This is a genomic window from Streptomyces sp. NPDC019224 (assembly GCF_040632605.1).
GTDB lineage: Bacteria > Actinomycetota > Actinomycetes > Streptomycetales > Streptomycetaceae > Streptomyces.
In genome coordinates, this window is record NZ_JBEYCF010000015.1 from 104,186 (window position 1) to 122,111 (window position 17,926).

At 71.9% G+C, this 17,926-nt stretch carries 17 protein-coding genes, 1 tRNA gene and 1 pseudogene; 10 read left to right on the top strand and 9 right to left on the bottom strand.

Annotated elements, in window-relative coordinates:
• Positions 1-20 precede the first annotated feature (20 nt).
• On the bottom strand, positions 21-611 hold the full coding sequence (locus ABZ564_RS12815) for a TetR/AcrR family transcriptional regulator (RefSeq protein ID WP_360854107.1): 591 nt from the start codon (positions 609-611) through the stop codon (positions 21-23).
• An 88-nt stretch (positions 612-699) separates the two neighbouring features.
• Between ABZ564_RS12815 and ABZ564_RS12820 the strand changes: the two genes are divergently transcribed.
• The 3 genes from ABZ564_RS12820 to ABZ564_RS12830 all read left to right on the top strand — a co-directional run bounded on the left by ABZ564_RS12820 (position 700) and on the right by ABZ564_RS12830 (position 2,310).
• The gene (locus tag ABZ564_RS12820; RefSeq protein WP_360854110.1) at positions 700-1,245 is read left to right on the top strand and encodes an HXXEE domain-containing protein; all 546 of its coding nucleotides are present in this window, start codon (positions 700-702) and stop codon (positions 1,243-1,245) included.
• Positions 1,246-1,458: 213 nt separating this feature from the next.
• On the top strand, positions 1,459-2,190 hold the full coding sequence (locus tag ABZ564_RS12825; RefSeq protein WP_360854113.1) for a hypothetical protein: 732 nt from the start codon (positions 1,459-1,461) through the stop codon (positions 2,188-2,190).
• A gap of 33 nt (positions 2,191-2,223) precedes the next feature.
• Positions 2,224-2,310, top strand: a tRNA-OTHER gene (locus tag ABZ564_RS12830).
• Between the two features lie 321 nt (positions 2,311-2,631).
• On the opposite strand, the gene ABZ564_RS12835 is transcribed toward ABZ564_RS12830, so the two are convergent.
• The gene (locus tag ABZ564_RS12835) at positions 2,632-3,843 is read right to left on the bottom strand and encodes a pyridoxal phosphate-dependent aminotransferase (RefSeq protein ID WP_360854116.1); all 1,212 of its coding nucleotides are present in this window, start codon (positions 3,841-3,843) and stop codon (positions 2,632-2,634) included.
• An 85-nt stretch (positions 3,844-3,928) separates the two neighbouring features.
• Between ABZ564_RS12835 and ABZ564_RS12840 the strand changes: the two genes are divergently transcribed.
• Positions 3,929-4,606, top strand: coding sequence for a winged helix-turn-helix transcriptional regulator (locus tag ABZ564_RS12840; RefSeq protein WP_360854119.1), 678 nt, complete (start codon positions 3,929-3,931; stop codon positions 4,604-4,606).
• 167 nt (positions 4,607-4,773) lie between these two features.
• Here ABZ564_RS12840 and ABZ564_RS12845 read toward each other — a convergent pair whose 3' ends face one another.
• Positions 4,774-5,139: a nuclear transport factor 2 family protein gene (locus ABZ564_RS12845; protein WP_360854122.1), complete on the bottom strand. Its 366-nt coding sequence runs from the start codon at positions 5,137-5,139 to the stop codon at positions 4,774-4,776.
• Between the two features lie 86 nt (positions 5,140-5,225).
• On the opposite strand from ABZ564_RS12845, the gene ABZ564_RS12850 reads away from it, so the two are divergent.
• A complete protein-coding gene (locus ABZ564_RS12850) occupies positions 5,226-5,864 on the top strand; it encodes a uridine kinase (protein WP_360854125.1) in 639 nt (212 codons plus the stop codon).
• A gap of 8 nt (positions 5,865-5,872) precedes the next feature.
• Here the strand turns inward: ABZ564_RS12850 and ABZ564_RS12855 are convergent, their stop codons facing one another.
• The 4 genes and pseudogenes from ABZ564_RS12855 to ABZ564_RS12870 all read right to left on the bottom strand — a co-directional run bounded on the left by ABZ564_RS12855 (position 5,873) and on the right by ABZ564_RS12870 (position 9,058).
• The gene (locus ABZ564_RS12855) at positions 5,873-6,775 is read right to left on the bottom strand and encodes a PfkB family carbohydrate kinase (protein WP_360854128.1); all 903 of its coding nucleotides are present in this window, start codon (positions 6,773-6,775) and stop codon (positions 5,873-5,875) included.
• Complete coding sequence (locus ABZ564_RS12860) at positions 6,772-7,713, bottom strand: pseudouridine-5'-phosphate glycosidase (protein ID WP_360854130.1); 942 nt, start codon at positions 7,711-7,713, stop codon at positions 6,772-6,774. The genes ABZ564_RS12855 and ABZ564_RS12860 overlap by 4 nt, the downstream gene beginning before the upstream one ends.
• A gap of 131 nt (positions 7,714-7,844) precedes the next feature.
• Positions 7,845-8,075, bottom strand: a pseudogene (locus ABZ564_RS12865) (cysteine methyltransferase); the annotation flags it as partial.
• 44 nt (positions 8,076-8,119) lie between these two features.
• Positions 8,120-9,058, bottom strand: coding sequence for a glycerophosphodiester phosphodiesterase family protein (locus ABZ564_RS12870; RefSeq protein WP_360854133.1), 939 nt, complete (start codon positions 9,056-9,058; stop codon positions 8,120-8,122).
• A gap of 230 nt (positions 9,059-9,288) precedes the next feature.
• Between ABZ564_RS12870 and ABZ564_RS12875 the strand changes: the two genes are divergently transcribed.
• The 5 genes from ABZ564_RS12875 to ABZ564_RS12895 all read left to right on the top strand — a co-directional run bounded on the left by ABZ564_RS12875 (position 9,289) and on the right by ABZ564_RS12895 (position 16,447).
• Positions 9,289-10,167 (top strand): MHYT domain-containing protein, encoded by an 879-nt coding sequence (locus ABZ564_RS12875; protein WP_360854136.1) that lies wholly within the window; start codon positions 9,289-9,291, stop codon positions 10,165-10,167.
• A gap of 61 nt (positions 10,168-10,228) precedes the next feature.
• Positions 10,229-12,388, top strand: a complete 2,160-nt coding sequence (gene uvrB, locus ABZ564_RS12880; RefSeq protein WP_360854139.1) for an excinuclease ABC subunit UvrB — start codon at positions 10,229-10,231, stop codon at positions 12,386-12,388.
• A 127-nt stretch (positions 12,389-12,515) separates the two neighbouring features.
• Positions 12,516-13,094, top strand: coding sequence for a TerD family protein (locus tag ABZ564_RS12885; protein ID WP_360854142.1), 579 nt, complete (start codon positions 12,516-12,518; stop codon positions 13,092-13,094).
• A 159-nt stretch (positions 13,095-13,253) separates the two neighbouring features.
• Positions 13,254-15,197 (top strand): TerD family protein, encoded by a 1,944-nt coding sequence (locus ABZ564_RS12890; protein ID WP_360854145.1) that lies wholly within the window; start codon positions 13,254-13,256, stop codon positions 15,195-15,197.
• Positions 15,198-15,463: 266 nt separating this feature from the next.
• A complete protein-coding gene (locus ABZ564_RS12895) occupies positions 15,464-16,447 on the top strand; it encodes a TerC family protein (RefSeq protein ID WP_360854148.1) in 984 nt (327 codons plus the stop codon).
• Between the two features lie 24 nt (positions 16,448-16,471).
• Here the strand turns inward: ABZ564_RS12895 and ABZ564_RS12900 are convergent, their stop codons facing one another.
• On the bottom strand, positions 16,472-17,128 hold the full coding sequence (locus ABZ564_RS12900; RefSeq protein ID WP_360854151.1) for an MBL fold metallo-hydrolase: 657 nt from the start codon (positions 17,126-17,128) through the stop codon (positions 16,472-16,474).
• 10 nt (positions 17,129-17,138) lie between these two features.
• On the bottom strand, positions 17,139-17,828 hold the full coding sequence (locus ABZ564_RS12905) for a maleylpyruvate isomerase family mycothiol-dependent enzyme (RefSeq protein ID WP_360854154.1): 690 nt from the start codon (positions 17,826-17,828) through the stop codon (positions 17,139-17,141).
• Positions 17,829-17,926: the final 98 nt, after the last annotated feature.

The following is a 17,926-nucleotide window of genomic DNA, read 5'->3' on the forward strand; positions in this document are numbered from 1 at the left end:
CCCACGGCGCCGACGAGGGCTCAGCCGCCCCGTCCGGCGGGCAGTACGGCGTCGACGACTGCAGCCGCGAAACCGGGCGGCACGGGCTCGTTCCTGAGGAGTGCCCGTGCCCACACGGCTCCGGCGATCAGGTCGAGCAGCAGCATCGGGTCGGCCCCCGGCGGCAGTTCGCCGCGCGCGGCGGCCCGGGTGAACACCGGCTGCTCGCGGGAGAGCCGGTCGGCGAAGAAGTCCCGGGACAGCGCGGCGAGTTCGTCGTCGGGGAGGCCCGTCCCCGAGGCCAGGGCCCGCACGATCGCCCGGGTCCGTACACCGGTGACCACCTCGGTCACCTGCTCCGCGAGGGCGATCAGGTCCCCGCGCAGAGAACCGGTGTCGGGGATGTCGATGTCCAGGACGCGCGCCCGGAGCAGCGCCGCGCGCAGCAGCGGCGCCTTCGACGGCCACCAGCGGTAGATGGTCGTCCTGTTGACCCCGGCCTCCTGGGCGACGGCCTCGACGGTGAGCCCCGCGTAGCCGCGCTCGGCGAGCAGTCGAAGGGTGGCGTCGAAGATCGCCTCGGCGGCGCGGGGGCCCTTGCCGGGGCGGGGCTGCGGGAGAGGGGCGGGCATGGCGGCTCCAGACAAAAAAGCAACGCAACGTTGTGTTGCACTATATGCTGCGGCCGACTGCCGGCGCACGACACGCAGAGGGGTGCTCATGAAGAGCGGCAGGGCCTCCGGGGTTCCCGGAGCGGTGACGTGGGGACTGCTGGCCGCCTGGGCGGCCAACGACCTGGAGGAGATCGCCACCATGGCGGGCTGGCTGCGCACCGCGCGGCCGGGGCTCGAGAAGCGCCTGCCGTGGCTGTCCGACCGGGTGTGGGAGCGGGCGGACCTCTCGCAGCGCGAGGTGAACACGGCCATCGGGCTCATGGGCGTGGTCGTCGCGGCCGCCGCGGCGGACGGGGCGCGCACGGGCGGCCGAAGCGCCTTCTTCCGTACGGCCCTGGCCGGATTCGGGCTCCACGGGGTGGTGCACATGGCGCAGTCGGCGGCGTACGGCGGCTACACCCCGGGGGCGGCCACCTCCCCGACCGTCGTCATCCCGTACTCGCTGTGGGCGCTGCGCCGTCTGCGCGCGGCGGGCATCCCGATGGGCGGCGCCCGCACGGCGGCGGCCGGCCTGGCGTTCCTGCCGGTGGCCGTGGCCGGCGTACACCTGACGGCCCGGGTGGTGGCCCGGCCGCGTACACCCGGCGCGTGACCGGAGGCGGGGCCCGGCCGCGTACCGGGCCCCGGCGGGCCGCACCTGCGCGGGGATCGACTCGGCGGTCAGCCGCTCCTCCGGCGGAAGGTGGCGGAGCGGCGTCATCGGGAAACCACCCGAACGGGCGGGGGTACACAGGCGCACCGAGCCGACACGGCCGCGACAAAAACCTTTGGCGCACGCGCTGTTGCCGCTGCTAGTTTCCTCGGCGTGGCGAAACTCAATCAGATCATCGCAGTGGAGAAGGGCGTCAAGTCCAAGGCACACCAGGACCTGACGGCGGCGCATCACGGCCTCCAGAAGGCCGGACTCCTGGCCGGGATCTCCCGGACCTACCAGCCGAAGGACGAGGAGGGCGAGCAGCTGCCGCCCGAGTCGACGCTGGTGCAGGTCAAGGCCGAGGACGTGCTGCGGGAGACCGCCAAGACGCTCACCCGCCTGTTCGACGTGACCGCCACGAAGGACTGGGCGAACTGCGCGGCCCGCGCCGACGTGACGGTCGACGGCCGGGTCCTGGTGAGTGACGTACCCGTGTCCTACCTGCTCTTCCTGGAGAAGCAGCTCACCGACATCAACACCTTCGTCCGCAAGCTGCCCGTGCTCGACGCCGCCGAGGCGTGGACCCAGGACCCGTCCACCGACGCCTGGAAGACCGAGCCGGTCCGCACCCTGCGCACCAAGAAGGTGCCCCGGAACCATGTGAAGGCGGAGGCCACCGAGAAGCACCCGGCGCAGGTCGAGGTGTACTACGAGGACGTGCCGATCGGCTACTGGACGACCGTGAAGTTCTCCGGGGCACTGCCCGCGCGCCGGGTCAACGAACTGCTCGACCGGGTCGAGAAGCTGCAGCAGGCCGTCAAGTTCGCCCGCGAGGAGGCCAACGGCGTGGACGTCACGGACCAGAGGGTGGGTGACGCCGTCTTCGGTTACCTCTTCGGGTGACCGACCATGGAATCCCCGGCGGCCGTCGAAGCCGTCGGGGTGCGCGAGGAGCGCAAAGCTGAAACTGAAGTTTGTCGTGACGAAGCGGTTCCGGTGGAGGTTCGAGTCCTCCCCCCGGCACTTCTGTGCTCCGCGCACGAGTGCGCGCCGGGGTGGCCCAACTGGCAGAGGCAGACCGTGATCAATCTCAGACTCTCGCTCCAGGCTCAGCATGCGCCGCCTATCGCCGGATCAACCGGGCCCGTGCCCGTGTGCGTCGAGATGCCGGTTCGACTCCGGCCCGTGGAGCTTCGGTCCGCGGTCGTCTAAAGGCAGGACGCGGCGACATAAAACTGACACGGGACCTTAAAAGTGCCGGCGTGCGAGACAGGCGGCATCACAGGGCTCGGGGGCCGGCTACGCCCCCGGGCCCGCTCCCATTCGGCGGGACACTCCCTGCCCTCACTGCCGGTACCCCGCCAGGAACCGCCCGATGCGGCTGATCGCGGCGTCGAGGTCGTCGGCGTGCGGGAGGGTCAGGATGCGGAAGTGGTCGGGGCGGGGCCAGTTGAAGCCGGTGCCCTGGACCACCTGGATCTTCTCGCGCAGCAGCAGGTCCAGGACGAACTTCTCGTCGTCCACGATCGGGTGCACCTTCGGGTCGATGCGCGGAAAGGCGTACAGCGCGCCCTTCGGCTTCACGCAGGAGACGCCGGGGATCTCGTTGAGCTTCTGCCAGGCGCGGTCGCGCTGCTCGTACAGCCTGCCCCCGGGCGCCACCAGGTCACGGATCGACTGCCGGCCGCCGAGCGCGGCCTGAATGGCGTACTGGGCCGGGGCGTTGGGGCACAGCCGCATGGAGGCGAGCATCGTCAGCCCCTCCAGATAGCTGCGGGCGTGCTGCTTCGGACCCGAGACCACCATCCAGCCGGAGCGGAACCCGGCCACCCGGTACGTCTTCGACAGACCGCTGAAGGTGAGGCAGACCAGGTCCGGGGCGAGCACCGCCACGCTGTGGTGCTCGGCGTCGTCGTAGAGGATCTGGTCGTAGATCTCGTCGGCGAACACCATCAGGCCGTGCCGGCGGGCCAGGTCGAGGATGTCCTGAAGGACCTCGCGCGGATAGACGGCGCCGGTCGGGTTGTTGGGGTTGATGATCACGACGGCCCGGGTGCGGTCGGTGACCTTCGAGGCCATGTCGGCGATGTCGGGGTTCCAGTCCGACGCCTCGTCGCACGCGTAGTGCACGGCCTTCCCGCCGGCCAGCGTCGTCACCGCGGTCCACAGCGGGTAGTCGGGGGAGGGGATGAGCACCTCGTCGCCGTCCTCCAGCAGCCCCTGGACGGCCATCGAGATCAGCTCGGACACGCCGTTGCCGAGGAAGACGTCGTCGACGCCGACCTCGGTCAGGCCCATCGCCTGGTAGCGCTGGGCCACGGCCCGGCGGGCGGAGAGGATGCCGCGCGAGTCCGTGTAGCCGTGGGCCTGCGGGAGCATCCGGATCATGTCCTGGACGATCTCCTCCGGCGCCTCGAAGCCGAACAGGGCCGGATTGCCCGTGTTGAGCCGGAGCACGCTGTGGCCCGCCTCCTCCAGGGCGTTGGCGTGCTCGATGACCGGGCCCCGGATCTCGTAACAGACCTCGTTGAGCTTGCTGGACTGGCGGAATTCCATGCGGTGCCTCCCCGACCCGATTGCGATACTTGGTTTTACCAAGCTCGGGCTTGGAAAGTCCAACAACATGTCTAGACTGCGTCGCATGCCACGTCAGCCACAGCCAGCGACCCGCCCCGCCCGCCGCCGGAGTTACGACCAGTTCTGCGCCGGTGCCCGGGCGCTGGACGCGGTCGGCGACCGGTGGACGCTGCTGATCGTCCGTGAACTGCTGGCCGGTCCCCGCCGCTACACCGACCTCCACGCCGACCTGCCGGGCGTCAGCACGGACGTCCTCGCCTCCCGGCTCAAGGACATGGAGCAGGGCGGTCTCGTCACCCGCCGCAAGCTCCCGCCGCCGGCCGCCGCCTCGGTGTACGCCCTCACCGCACGCGGGCACGGACTGCTGCCGGTCCTCACCGCACTCGCCGAGTGGGGCGCCCCCGCGCTCACCGAGCGGCGGCCCACGGACGCGGTCCGGGCCCACTGGTTCGCGCTCCCGCTGCTGCGTGCCCTGAAGGGGCCGGGCGGCCCGCTCACCACGGGCATGCTCGACGTCCGTCTGGACGAGGGCGAGTTCCACATCCGTACGGGGGAGGTGGCCGCCGGCGAGCCGGTGTACGGGGACGGACCGGCCGGCCACGCCGACGCGCGCATCGCCCTCGACGCGGAGCTCTGCCTCGCGCTGGGGCGCGGCGAGCCGACGTTCGCCGAGGCGGTCGCGGACGGCCGGATCGAGGTCTCCGGCGACGGCGCGCTGGCCGAGGAACTGCGCGGGGACTGACGGCCCTCGGGGCGGGGCGGGGCGGGGCGGGGCGGGGCGGGGTGGGGTGGGACTGGTCTGGGCCGGATGCCGGTGGCGTGATTCCTTCGGCCCCTTCCCCGCGTTCACCGTGGAACGGGCGGCTCCACCGCCCGGCCCGCCCCCCGGCGGCCGGCTGATCGCCGTCGTCAGCGGGCGAGCGTCTCCCCGTACGCCCCGAGGCCGGCACTCACCAGCCCGTCGCGGAAGGTCAGCACCTCGTACACCCGGCCGCCGATCTGGTTGCGGTAGTCGATCACCAGCGTGTCGACGCCCGCCCGGACGTCCATCACCTCGAACTCCAGGTCCGGGATGAGTTCGAGCCCGCGCGCCCAGTACGCCCGCAGGGCGTCCTTGCCGCGCACGGTCCCGGAGGGGTCGCCGGTGAACTGCGCGATCATCGGGGAGCTGAAGGTCACGTCCTCGTGATAGTGCGTCAGAATGCGTTCGAGGTCGTGGGAGTTCCAGTCGTTCTGCCACTGGGCTGCGAACTTACGGGCGAATGCGAGATTCATGGCACGACCGTAATCGGCGCTACGGGTGGCGGCGGCCGGTTCTCGGCATCCGGGCACCGCCGAGCGGGACGCGCGATGATGGACGCGTGCGATTCGAAGCGATCTCCTGGGAACGGCTGACGGACGCGCTCGCCGCGCACGCCGACGCGCTGGAGCCGGCCGACGGCGGACCCTGGCTGAAGATCGCCGTCGACGGGGCACCGGCCGCCCGGCCCGGGAAACTGGCCGAGGCGGTCGCCGAGGCGCTGAGACTCCGCGGGCGGGCCGTGCTCCCCGTGTCCACCGCCGGTTTCCTGCGGCCGGCCAGTCTGCGCTACGAGTACGGCAAACAGGACCCCGACTCGTACTTCGGGAGCTGGTTCGACACCGGTGCCCTGTGGCGCGAGGTGTTCGGTCCCCTGGAGCCGGGCGGCAGCGGGCGGGTGCTGCCCGATCTCTGGGACCCGGCGACGGACCGGGCCACGCGCAGCCCGTACCAGCACCTGCCAAAGGGCGGGGTGCTGGTTCTGCACGGGCCGTTGCTGTTCGGGCACTGGTTCCCCTTCGACCTCGGCGTCCACCTGCGGCTGTCGGCCGGGGCGCTGCGGCGGCGCACACAGGAGGACCAGCTGTGGACTCTGCCCGCTTTCGCGCGGTACGAGGACGAGGTGGCGCCCGCCGGGAGCGCGGACGCGGTGGTGCGCGCCGACGACCCCCACCACCCCGCCTGGACCGGGCTGCGCTGAGGTCCGCGCTACTCATCCGGCAACGGCGGCCGGCCGCCCACCGTCCCGACGGCCTCCGCCCCGGCCCGGCACCCCGCCGCCGCGGCCGCCGTGTCATCCGCGCCCGCCAGCCGCGCCGCGAGGAAGCCGCCGGTGAACGCGTCGCCCGCCCCGGTCGAGTCCACGGCCGCCCGCACCGCCTCGGCCGGGACCCGGCCGGTCACCGCGCCCCCGGCGGCCAGCAGCGCGCCGCCCTCGCCGAGCGTGACGACGACCTGGCGGGCGGGCATGCTCAACTTGGCCGCCGCGTCCGCCGGTTCCGGCAGGCCGGTGAGCAGCAGCGCCTCGTCCGCGTTGGGCAGCAGCAGGTCCGCCCGCTCGGTCAGGGCGAGGAAGCGGTCGACGCCGAGACCGGCCAGGAAGCCCGCCGACGCGGGGTCGACGCTGACCGGAACATCCCGTCGTACGGCTTCCCGCAGGGCGAGCAGGGCCGTCGCCCGGCTCGTCGCGGCGAACAGCAGATAACCGGACAGGTGGAGGTGGGCGACGCCGTCGAGCAGCGAGGGAGACCAGTCGTCGGGGGACAGGCGCAGCACCGCGCCACTGTCGGTGAGGAAGGTGCGTTCGGCGGCGGAGTCCACCAGGGCCACGACGGTCGCGGTCGGCGCGTCCTCGTCCACCGCGAGCAGCCCGCGCACTCCCGCCCGCCGCAGCAGGTCCCGATGCCAGTCCGCCGAGTCGGCGCCGACCCGGGCCAGCAGCCGCACGTCCCGGCAGCCCGACCGCGCCGCCCAGCAGGCCACGTTGGCCCCCGCGCCGCCCGCCCGAGTCCGGATCACCGCGGCCGTGTCCGTGCCGTGGACCAGTGCCGATCCGTGCCGGGCCACCACATCGGTGACCACGTCCCCGACGACGAGGAGCCCGCCGCTCACCGCGCCGTCCAGGCGGTGGCGATACGGGCGGCGAGCGCCACATTGCCCCGGACCGCGGCGAGGTTCGCCTCCAGCGAGGCGCCCCCGGTCCGGCGCACCAGGTGATCGAGCAGGAACGGCGTGACCGCCTGCCCCGTGACGCCGCGCTCCCGGCACGCCTCCAGCGCCTCGGTCAGCACCCGGTCGTGCAGGCCGGGGTCCAACTGCTCCTCCCGCGGTACGGGGTTGGCCACGATCAGCGCCGCCTCCGGGCCGCCGAGCGCCTCCCGGGCCCGCATCACCTCCGCGACCTCCTCGGGCGAGTTCACCGTCCAGTCGACCGGCTCGCCCGAACTGCTCAGGTAGAAGCCGGGAAACGTGTCGGTGCCGTAGCCGAGCACCCCGACCCCCAGCGTCTCCAGGCGTTGCAGCGTGGCCGGGACGTCCAGGATCGACTTCACGCCCGCGCAGACCACGGTGATCCCCGTCCGCGCCAGCAGCCGCAGGTCGGCCGACTCGTCCTGCGTCTCGGTCCAGCCCCGGTGGACCCCGCCGAGCCCGCCGGTCGCGAAGACCCGCACTCCGGCCCGGGCCGCCAGGAAGGCGGTCGCGGACACGGTCGTCGCCCCGCTCGCCCCGGCCGCCAGCGCCGGGGCGAGGTCGCGGTGGCCCAGCTTGCGCATCCCCGGGTCGTCGGCCACCCGCTCCAGCTCGGCCTTGTCCAGCCCGATCCTGGCCCGGCCGTCCAGCACGGCGACGGTCGCGGGCACGGCGCCGGCGGACCGCACGAGCCCTTCCAGCTCCCCGGCGACCCGTAGGTTGCGTGGGCGGGGCAGGCCATGGGCGATGATCGTCGACTCCAGGGCGACGACGGGCCGCTCCGCGGCGAGGGCGGCCCGTACCTCGGCGGAGAGCACGGGGGCGTACGGGGTGGCGTCGAGGGGCGCGTTGAGTGACATGTCCACATCCCTGTCGCGAGTGGGCGGGGCTCAAACGTGCGGGGCCGGGGCGGGCCCGGCCGGTGGCGCGAAGAGTCCCCTCGCCCGCTGCGCGCCGGGCGTCAGGGGGTGGCCCACGCCGCCCGCAGCGTGCCCGCGAAGTACGTCGCGAGCTGGCGTATTGGCTCGGCCGGCCGGACGGAGCCGGGCGCCTCGACCAGCTCCGCGCCGAGCCGGGCGCGCACCCCCTCCAGCGCCCGGCCCCGTATCTCCGGGCGGGCGTGGAGGGCCACGCTCACCAGTCCGGTCCCCGTCGCGGCCGGCATCAACGGACCGATGCCGCTCTCGACGACGGTCCACTCGACGACCCCGTTGCTGTCCATGCCCAACCGTACGGCCGCCCACTGACAACGGCCCCGGCGGCCGGTCAGCCGTCCGTGGCCGTGCGCACCACGTCGGGGGTGTTGGTGATGATGCCGTCCACGCCCATGCCGTCCACCCGGAGCGCGGACGCCGCGTCGTTCACCGTCCAGGGGTTCACCTGGAGCCTCTTGTCGTGCGGGCCCTTCAGGGCGTGCACCGCCGCCACGTAGTCACCGGACAGGCTCGTCCAGGGCGGGTTGATCTGGTCGGTGAACTCGGCGTACGCCGGCAGCTCGGCCACGGCCGGGGCGCCGAGGAAGCCCGTGACCACGTCCGGACGCAGCGCGTGCACCGTACGCACGCTGTCGGCCCCGAAGCTCTGGATCACCAGGCGGTCCCTGACGTGGCTCCGGTCCAGCCAGCCCTCCTCGTCCAGCACCCGCAGGGTGGCCCGCTCGATCCCCGGGTAGATCTCCGGGCTCTTGATCTCCAGCAGGAGGTTCTGCCGGTTGTGGCCGAGCCGCTTCAGGTACTGGCGCAGGGTCGGTACCCGGGTACCGGTGTACCGCGGCCCGAACCAGCTGCCCGCGTCCAGCCGGGAGATCTCGGCGGCCGTGAAGTCCTTGACCGCCCAGGGCGCACGGTCCGGGAACACCTCCTCGACGTTCGTCGTCCGCCTCAGGTCGGTGTCGTGCAGGACGACCAGCACCCCGTCCCCGGTGAGCTGGACGTCGTTCTCCACCCAGTCGAAGCCCAGCGCGTCGGCCCTGTCCACGGCCGCGAGCGTGTTCTCGGGGGCGTACGCGGACGCGCCCCGGTGGGCGTAGACGCGCGGGTCGCGCGCCATGGTGTCGGTCGCGTGGCGGATCGGGGCGACCTGCTGCACGGGCCGCCGGGTCACGGGGGCGTCCGGGAGCGGCGTGCCCGGGTCCGGCATCAGCAACGTGCCGGCGCCCATCACGGCGGCGGCGACGACGGAGGCGGTAGCGGTGCCTGCGTACACGTGGACTCCTTGCGTCAGAGTTGCGGACGGCCCGAGCGTCCCAGCCGCCCCCGAACGGGGGACAGGCGAAGGATGGCCACTGTGTGAACGCACCTCGGGGACCGCGTCACGTGCTGTCGGCCCTGTCGATAAGATGCGGCACTTCTGTTGTGTCTGCCGGGCCTTGCGCCCGGACGACAGGCCCTGGGATCGTCCTGACCCGGGCTTGCTGCTGCGAAGGGCGTACAAGAATGCAGGGCACAATCGACGGCTTCAGTTATGGGGCGGTGACCCCGGCGGCGGCGTTCCTCATGGCATGCCTCGGCGCGGCACTGGGCCTGCGCTGCACCACCCGGTCGGTGCGTACCGGGCATTCCTTCAGGGCCGGCTGGCTGGCTCTCGGGGCGACCTCCATAGGTTCGGGCATCTGGACCATGCACTTCATCGCGATGGTGGGCTTCTCCGTCGAAGACGTGCCGATCGGATACGACAGACCGATCACCTTCGCCAGCCTCGCCGTCGCGATCGGCATGGTCGGTATCGGGATCTTCCTCGTCGGGTACCGGGGCGCCACCCGCATGGCCCTGGTGACGGGAGGCACGATCACCGGCCTCGGCGTGGCCTCCATGCATTACCTCGGCATGGCGGGGATGCGGTTCGAAGGGCGGTTCGAGTACGACACGGTGACCGTGGTCCTGTCCGTGGTCATAGCCGTGGTGGCCTCGACCGCCGCGCTGTGGGCCGCCGTCTCCATCCACGGCTTCCTGCCCAGCCTCGGCGCGAGCGTCGTGATGGGCGTCGCGGTGAGCGGCATGCACTACACCGGCATGGCCGCGCTCCGGGTCCATCTGCACCCCTCCGCCCTCGTCACGGGGCACGCCGCCGGCGACAGCGGCACCGAGCTGCTGGTGCCCATGCTGCTCGGGCCCGCCTGCTTCCTGCTGCTGGCAGCCGTCGTGGTCATGTTCGACCCGCTGGTGGTCATGGGCACGCCCGACTGGGACGACCCGCTCACCGCGCGGACCCCCGGGATCCCGGCCCAGCGCCAGGTTCCCCGCTTCGGAACGTACGCCGACCCGGCGTCCTTCCACTCACGGCCGCGCGACGCCGTGGAGTCCGCGGACTGGTGAGCGGCACCCCGCGCAGCCGCTGACGGAGCCGGTTGTCAGTGGCGGGTCGTACGGTGGTTGCATGCGGCCAGTCTCGAAGATCGAACGTACGGTGGCGCCTTTCGAGGTCATCAGTCCCTACCAGCCCAGCGGCGACCAGCCCGCGGCCATCGCCGAGCTGGAGAAGCGCGTCCGCGCGGGTGAGAAGGACGTCGTGCTCCTCGGTGCGACCGGCACCGGCAAGTCCGCGACCACCGCGTGGATGATCGAGAAGCTGCAGCGCCCCACCCTGGTGATGGCGCCGAACAAGACCCTCGCAGCCCAGCTGGCCAACGAGTTCCGCGAGCTCCTGCCCAACAACGCCGTCGAGTACTTCGTCTCGTACTACGACTACTACCAGCCCGAGGCGTACGTCCCGCAGTCGGACACCTACATCGAGAAGGACTCCTCGATCAACGAGGAGGTCGAGCGGTTGCGCCACTCCGCGACGAACTCCCTGCTCACCCGGCGCGACGTCGTCGTGGTCGCCTCCGTCTCCTGCATCTACGGCCTCGGTACGCCGCAGGAGTACGTGGACCGCATGGTCCAGCTCAAGGTGGGCCAGGAGATCGACCGCGACCAGTTGCTGCGCCGCTTCGTCGAGATCCAGTACACGCGCAACGACCTGGCCTTCACCCGGGGCACCTTCCGGGTGCGCGGCGACACCATCGAGATCTTCCCGGTCTACGAGGAGCTCGCCGTCCGCATCGAGATGTTCGGAGACGAGATCGAGGCCCTGTCCACGCTGCACCCGCTCACCGGCGAGGTCATCAGCGAGGACCAGTCCCTCCACGTCTTCCCCGCCAGCCACTACGTGGCGGGGCCCGAGCGCATGGAGAAGGCCGTCAGCGGCATCGAGCGGGAGCTGGAGCAGCGCCTGGCCGAGCTGGAGAAGCAGGGCAAGATGCTGGAGGCCCAGCGGCTGCGCATGCGCACGACGTACGACATCGAGATGCTCCGCCAGATCGGCACCTGCTCCGGCGTCGAGAACTACTCGATGCACTTCGACGACCGTTCCCCCGGCACCGCGCCGAACACCCTCCTCGACTACTTCCCGGAGGACTTCCTCCTGGTGCTCGACGAGTCGCACGTCACGGTCCCGCAGATCGGCGCCATGTACGAGGGCGACGCCTCCCGCAAGCGGACCCTCGTCGACCACGGCTTCCGGCTGCCGTCCGCCCTGGACAACCGCCCGCTGAAGTGGGAGGAGTTCCTCCAGCGGATCAACCAGACGGTCTACCTCTCCGCCACCCCGGGCAACTACGAGCTGTCCCGCGGCGACGGCTTCGTGGAGCAGATCATCCGCCCCACCGGCCTCGTCGACCCGGAGGTCGTCGTCAAGCCCACCGAGGGACAGATCGACGACCTGGTGCACGAGATCCGCGAGCGCGCCGAGAGGGACGAGCGGGTCCTGGTCACCACCCTCACCAAGAAGATGGCCGAGGACCTCACCGACTACTTCCTGGAGCTCGGCATCCAGGTCCGCTACCTCCACAGCGACGTCGACACGCTGCGCCGCATCGAGCTGCTGCGGGAGCTGCGCTCCGGCGAGTACGACGTCCTGGTCGGCATCAACCTCCTGCGCGAGGGCCTCGACCTGCCCGAGGTGTCGCTCGTGGCGATCCTCGACGCCGACAAGCAGGGCTTCCTGCGCTCGGGCACCTCGCTGATCCAGACCATCGGCCGCGCGGCGCGCAACGTCTCGGGCCAGGTCCATATGTACGCGGACAAGGTCACCCCGGCGATGGCCCAGGCCATCGACGAGACCAACCGCCGCCGCGAGAAGCAGATCGCCTACAACACCGAGCGCGGCATCGACCCGCAGCCGCTGCGCAAGAAGATCAACGACATCGTCGCCACGATCGCGCGCGAGGAGGTCGACACCGAGCAGCTGCTCGGCACCGGCTACCGCCAGGCGAAGGAGGGCAAGGCGCCCGTGCCCGCCCTCGGGAAGCACGCCGCCCCGGGCGACGGCAGGGCGACGACGGCCAAGAAGTCCGCGAAGGCGGGGAAGGCCGGCCGGGACGGGGCGGCGGTCACCGACCGTCCGGCGACCGAACTGGCCGGGATCATCGAGGAGATGACCGACCGGATGCGCGCCGCCGCGGCCGACCTCCAGTTCGAGGTCGCCGCCCGGCTGCGCGACGAGGTGGGGGAGTTGAAGAAGGAGCTGCGGCAGATGCGTGAGGCCGGTCTGGCCTGACGGGCCGGGCCGTGTGTTGCAGGACCGACACAAAACGGCCCAGGCCCTCCGCGTGGGTGACGCCACTGCGTAGGGTGCTGGGAAACCGCACAAGGACGGTTGCGGGAAAGCGGAGAGGGGACAGCGCGTGACGGTCAATATGACCAAGGGTCAGGCCATCAGCCTGCAGAAGAGCGACGGGGGGACCCTGACCGCGGTACGGATGGGGCTCGGCTGGCAGGCGGCACCGCGCCGCGGTCTGTTCGGCTCGCGCACCCGGGAGATCGACCTGGACGCCTCGGCGGTCCTGTTCGCCGACAAGCAGCCGGTGGACGTCGTCTTCTTCCGGCACCTCACCAGCGACGACGGCTCGGTGAGGCACACCGGGGACAACCTGGTGGGCGGTGCCGGCTCCGGCGGCGACGACGAGGCGATCCTCGTGGACCTCCAGCGGGTTCCGGTCCACATCGACCAGATCGTCTTCACGGTGAACTCCTTCACCGGCCAGACGTTCCAGGAGGTGCAGAACGCCTTCTGCCGCATCGTGGACGAGACCAACGGCCAGGAGCTCGCCCGCTACACGCTGGACGGCGGCGGGCAGTACACCGCGCAGATCATGGCGAAGGTGCACCGCGCGGGGAGCGGCTGGAAGATGACCGCCATCGGCAACCCGGCCAACGGCCGGACCTTCCAGGACCTCATGCCGGCGATCCTGCCGCACCTGTAGGCGGCACCGGACCCGCATCGCCGGGTCCGCATCGCGGTACGCGCAGCTCCCGGCGGCATCGGCCGCCGGGAGCTGCGCGCATCGCGGCACCATCCAGCGACACGACACGACACGCAGACGCACACCACACCAGCAGTAACTCGTCGAGGGGACAGGGCAATGACGGCCGAGCTGGTCCGGGGGCAGAACCACACCTTGCCCCAGACCCGTCTGGAGATCCGGATATCGGCCGGGACGCCCGTCGTGGCCGGTGCCACGCTCGGCGACGAGCACGGCAGGGTCCCCGGCGTCGAGTGGATCGCCCACCCGGGCTCCCCTCAGCTGCACGGTCTCGAAGTCTCCCGGCAGGCCGCCGCCGACCACCGGCTCGCCGTCGACCTCGACGCCCTGCCCGACGGGGTGCACCGGGTCACGGTGCTGCTGGCCCTCCCGCTGGGCGCCGGCGGGCCGACCCGGTTCGGGGCCGTCGCCTCGCCCTTCGTCGCGGTCACCGGTCTCGACGGCGCCGAGATCGCCACGTTCACGCTGACCGGGCTCGACAGCGAGTCCGCGGTCGCCGCCCTGGAGCTGTACCGCCGCCAGGGCGCCTGGAAGGTCCGGGCGGTGGGCCAGGGCTACGCCGGCGGTCTCGCCGCCATGCTCACCGACCAGGGCGTGGACCGGGCCACCGAGCTGGCCGGGACGATCCAGGAGGCGGTCGCCCGGGGGCTGGCCCGCTCGGTGGCCCCGCCACCGTCCCGTACCCCGGAGGGCGACCGGGTCAGGCACACCCCCGCCCCGGCCCCCGCGCCGGGCAACGGGCAGCCTCCCGTCCCGCCGAACCCGTCGGCCGCGCCCCCGCAGCCCGAGCCGCCGGCCGAGCCGGCCGTCCCCCCGGGCGGCCCGATCAACTACGCGCACCCGCGCCGCCAGTCCACCGCGCCCCCGCCGCCGCCCCCGGCCGCGCCGCCGGCCCCGCCGGGGCAGCCCGCCCGGCCCGTCGCCGGTGACGCGACCGGCTGGTCCATGGACGAGCGCCTGTACAACCAGGTGTGGGGCATGTTCGAGGACCTGGCCCGGGCCGCCGCCGCGTACCGCAGCGCCGTCGACTTCGCCGAGTCCCGGATGGACCAGGAGCTGGAGCGGACCCTGTCCGACCCGCGCAGCCGCATCGGGAACGCCGGTGACCGGGCCCGCCTGGAGGCCCGCGCCAAGCGCGACGAGCTGACCGCCCGCGCCCGCGAGTCCCTCGACCGCGACCTCGCCCAGCTCACCGCCGAGTCCGCCGTCGTGGAGCCCGCGCTCCCGGCCGCCTACGCGGGCTGGGACAACCCCGTCTGGCACGGCTACCGGGTTCCGATGGAGATCCCCATGGCGCTGCGGATCGGCGACCTCCGCCTGCCGGAGAGCGCCGGCCTGCGCATCCCGCTGCTCGTCCGGCTTCCGCTGGAGCGGGGCATGTGGATCGACAGCGGGCGGACGGCGTCCGAGGCCGCCGCGCTGACCGGCACGGACCAGCTGCGCAGGCTCGCGATGGAGACCGCCGTGCTGCACGCGGCCCGGCTGCTGGCCGTCTACCCGCCGAACGAGTTCACGGTCCACGTCATCGACCCGGCCGGCTCGGCCGCCGGCGCGCTCGCCCCGCTGGTCCGCTCCGGGGTCCTGCCGTCGCCGCCCGCGTCCGGTGCGCAGGGGGTCTCCTCGGTCCTCGCCCACCTCACCCGGCGGGTCGACCTGGTGCAGATGGCGATCCGGGCCGGTGCCGCCGACTCGCTGCCGCCGGACCTGGACCCGGCCGAGCAGCTGCTGATCGTCAACGACTTCCCGCACGGCTTCGACGACCGCGCGGTCACCCAGCTGCGCTACCTCGCCGACGAGGGGCCCTCCGCGGGCGTCCACCTGATGATGGTCGCGGACCGGGAGGAGGCGTCCGCGTACGGCCCGGTCCTCGACCCGCTGTGGCGTTCGCTGCTGCGGGTCACCCCGGTCGCGGACGACCATCTGGCCGATCCCTGGGTCGGTCACGCGTGGACGTACGAACCGCCGCGCACGCCGCCGGGCAGCGCGGTCCTGGACGAGGTGCTGGCCCGGGTGGCCGACGCCCGCCGCACCGGGCACCGCTGAGCCGCCAAGCCCCGTAAAGCTTTTGGCAAACCGCCCCCGACCTGGCTTTTTGGAGATTCTTTAGGCTTCTCTTTACCTTTACTTGGTACTTCCGGTACCGTTCATGGAGCGGAGGGGAGTACTCCCATACGCGGCGTTCCCGTCAATACGGACCGTGACCGGTCCCGGGGCGCCGGCCTCGGCGCGCAGCCCGCGCGCCCGGGTGGAAGAGACCTCCGGCAGCGACGACGCTGATCAGTAGCCCGTAGCGAACTGCCGGAGGCGCAGTGGACGTTTCATGGACCCTCTGGGCGCTGACCATCTTTGGTCTGTGTGCCCTCATCGCCGTCGACTTCTTCATCGGGCGCAAGCCCCATGACGTGTCGACCAAGGAAGCCGGGATCTGGACGATCGTCTGGATCGTGCTGGCCGCCCTCTTCGGGCTCGCGCTGCTCGTCTTCGGCGAGAGCCAGGCCTCGGGCGAGTTCTTCGCCGGCTACATCACCGAGAAGTCGCTCAGCGTCGACAACCTCTTCGTCTTCGTGCTGATCATGGCGAAGTTCTCGGTGCCCTCCCACCTCCAGCAGCGGGTGCTGCTGATCGGCGTGCTGATCGCGCTGGTGCTGCGGGCGATCTTCATCGCCGCGGGCGCCGCCGTCATCGCCAACTTCTCGTGGGTCTTCTACATCTTCGGCGCGTTCCTGATCTACACCGCCTGGAAGCTCATCCAGGAGGCGCGGGCCGACGAGGAGGAAGAGGAATTCGAGGAGAACCGTCTCCTGAAGAACATCGAGCGCCGCTTCGGCGTCGCCGACCGGTACCACGGCACCAAGCTCTTCATCCGCAACAACGGCAAGCGCGTCCTGACCCCCCTGATGGTCGTCATGCTCGCCATCGGCACCACCGATGTGCTGTTCGCGCTGGACTCCATCCCCGCGATCTTCGGCCTCACCCAGGACCCGTACATCGTCTTCACCGCCAACGCCTTCGCCCTGATGGGCCTGCGCCAGCTGTACTTCCTGATCGGCGGGCTGCTGGAGAAGCTGGTCCACCTCAGCTACGGGCTGTCGGTGATCCTCGGCTTCATCGGCGTCAAGCTGGTGCTGCACGCCCTGCACGAGTCCGGGGTGCACGTTCCCGAGATCTCCATCCCGGTCTCGCTCGGCGTCATCTGCGGAGTGCTGGTGATCACCACGATCACCAGCCTGATGGCCACCAAGAAGAAGGATGAGGCCGAAGCCCGCGAGGCGAAGACCGAGGACCGCGTCTAGGGCGTTTTTCGAGGGTCCCGCCGCTCACCAGCCGCGGGCGCGCCACTCCGGCAGGTGGGGCCGTTCGTCCCCCAGCGTGGTGTCGCGCCCGTGGCCCGGGTAGACCCAGGTCTCGTCCGGCAGCGGGGCGAAGAGCTTGGTCTCCACATCGTGCAGCAGGCTCGCGAACGCCTCGGGGTCCTTGCGCGTGTTGCCGAGGCCGCCGGGGAAGAGGCAGTCGCCGGTGAACAGGTGCGGCGCCCCGTGCGGGTCGTCGTAGAGGAGCGTGATCGAGCCCGGGGTGTGCCCGGTCAGGTGGCGGGCGGTGAGCGCCACCTGACCCACCCGGATGGTGTCGCCGTCCTCGACGAGCACCTCCGTCGGCACCTCGATGCCCTCGGCGTCGAACCGCCCCGCGTAGGTGCGCGCCCCGGTGGCCGCGACGACCTCGCCCAGCGCCCGCCAGTGGTCGCGGTGCCGGTGGGTGGTGACGACCGAGAGGATCGAGTCGTCACCGATCAGCCGCAGCAGCGTTCCGGCCTCGTCGGCCGCGTCGATCAGCAACTGCTCGCCGGTGGCCCGGCACCGCAGCAGATAGGAGTTGTTGTCCATCGGGCCGACGGCGACCTTCGAGATCATCAGATCCGTCAGCTCGTGCACGTCGGCAGGCCCGCCGACCCTGACCGCTCCGCTGTACGTCATGTTCTTCAGCCTATAGCGGGGGCAGCGCCGGAAGCGTTCCGCCTTCGACCGCCAGCGCCGAGCCGTCGCGCCGACCGCTGAGCCACCCCAGCAGCTCGGGAGCCGTGCCCCGGACACCGACGGGCCCGCCCTCGGCGCCGCCGCCGGTCGTCCACACGCGTCCGGTCTCGTCGGCGAGCCCCGTCGACACGACCTCCGGGTGCCCGGCGAACCGTTCGGCCAGGAAGTCGATCTCCCGCGCGATGAACTCCTCGGGCAGGTCCTCCAGCTCGTAGCCGACGCCCAGGTCGACGTGGTGCAGCTCCACCTCGGCGCGGCGCCGGAACGGCACGCGGGAGGCCGAGTCCGTCACGCCGTTGCGCAGGGTCACCGTGCGCGACCAGTCCGCGGGTGTGGCCGCCGCCTCGACGAAGCGGGCCGCGCTCGCCGTCAGGTCGGCCTGCTGCTCCGCCTGCGGCCGGGGGGCGTCCCGCTCGATGTCGCGGTCGCGGGTTTCGCTGTCTGCGTACATCGGCCGGCCGCGGAGAACGTTTGCGAGGGCGTCGGCGTTACGAGAGAGGTGCGCGACGACATGACCGCGGCTCCAGCCCGGCAGCCGTGAGGGGGCGGCCAGTGCCGCGTCGTCGAGTTTCCCGGTGGCGCCGAGCAGCCGATCGGTCGCTTCACGCAGTGCTGCCAGGTCGTGCACATGATCAGCCATGGGGCCGAGCCTAGCCCCGGCCACTCGTTCGGGTGAAGGAGTTCTCAGCCGTCCGTAATTCGAATGTGCGTGCTATACGCTCGGAGTCGAAAGCTCCG

Coding starts and splice junctions, on each gene's coding strand:
- ABZ564_RS12815 (WP_360854107.1), bottom strand. CDS start 611: ATGCCCGCCCCTCTCCCGCAGCCCCGCCCCGGCAAGGGCCCCCGCGCC.
- ABZ564_RS12840 (WP_360854119.1), top strand. CDS start 3,929: ATGCCACGTCAGCCACAGCCAGCGACCCGCCCCGCCCGCCGCCGGAGT.
- ABZ564_RS12890 (WP_360854145.1), top strand. CDS start 13,254: ATGACGGCCGAGCTGGTCCGGGGGCAGAACCACACCTTGCCCCAGACC.
- ABZ564_RS12820 (WP_360854110.1), top strand. CDS start 700: ATGAAGAGCGGCAGGGCCTCCGGGGTTCCCGGAGCGGTGACGTGGGGA.
- ABZ564_RS12905 (WP_360854154.1), bottom strand. CDS start 17,828: ATGGCTGATCATGTGCACGACCTGGCAGCACTGCGTGAAGCGACCGAT.
- ABZ564_RS12900 (WP_360854151.1), bottom strand. CDS start 17,128: ATGACGTACAGCGGAGCGGTCAGGGTCGGCGGGCCTGCCGACGTGCAC.
- ABZ564_RS12875 (WP_360854136.1), top strand. CDS start 9,289: ATGCAGGGCACAATCGACGGCTTCAGTTATGGGGCGGTGACCCCGGCG.
- ABZ564_RS12835 (WP_360854116.1), bottom strand. CDS start 3,843: ATGGAATTCCGCCAGTCCAGCAAGCTCAACGAGGTCTGTTACGAGATC.
- ABZ564_RS12860 (WP_360854130.1), bottom strand. CDS start 7,713: ATGTCACTCAACGCGCCCCTCGACGCCACCCCGTACGCCCCCGTGCTC.
- ABZ564_RS12845 (WP_360854122.1), bottom strand. CDS start 5,139: ATGAATCTCGCATTCGCCCGTAAGTTCGCAGCCCAGTGGCAGAACGAC.
- uvrB (WP_360854139.1), top strand. CDS start 10,229: ATGCGGCCAGTCTCGAAGATCGAACGTACGGTGGCGCCTTTCGAGGTC.